General features: G+C 63.5%; 1 protein-coding gene. It reads right to left on the bottom strand.

Annotated features, from left to right (window positions below):
* Positions 1-144: 144 nt before the first annotated feature.
* A partial coding sequence (locus tag EN852_RS41280; protein ID WP_189546409.1) for a hypothetical protein occupies positions 145-378 on the bottom strand: 234 nt, incomplete at its 5' end.

The raw sequence follows: 378 nt of genomic DNA, 5'->3' as shown, positions 1-378 counted from the left end.
GATGGTTTCACCGACGAAACCGAGTTGTGGCAGTCGCTTTCGAAGCGACGCACCGCCCAAGCGTGAGCGGCGGGACGCGATTGCCTCCAGTCATGCAGCAAATTCCGATGCGATCATGGCCGCGCTTGCAGCCGTGCCGCCGGCTCACTTCGTGTTGACCACCGAAGCGGGCCGATAAGTGTCCATGGTCGCGCCGTTGCGGTCCTCGTCGAAGAGGGAGTCGCTGCCGAAGCTGGCGCGCAGGCCGATGACGACCTTGTTTGCCCTGAGGTCCTGGGTGGACGTTTCGAACTTCCTCCGTTCGAATTCATAGCGTCCGAACACCGCCCAGGGCGTCTCGTCGAACCGGTACATGGCCTGGACGGCCGCACCGACCAC

The organism is Mesorhizobium sp. M2E.F.Ca.ET.209.01.1.1 (assembly GCF_004010375.2).
Taxonomy (GTDB): domain Bacteria; phylum Pseudomonadota; class Alphaproteobacteria; order Rhizobiales; family Rhizobiaceae; genus Mesorhizobium.
The sequence above is the reverse complement of the archived record's forward strand: the minus strand, read 5'-3'. Positions and strand labels throughout refer to the sequence as shown.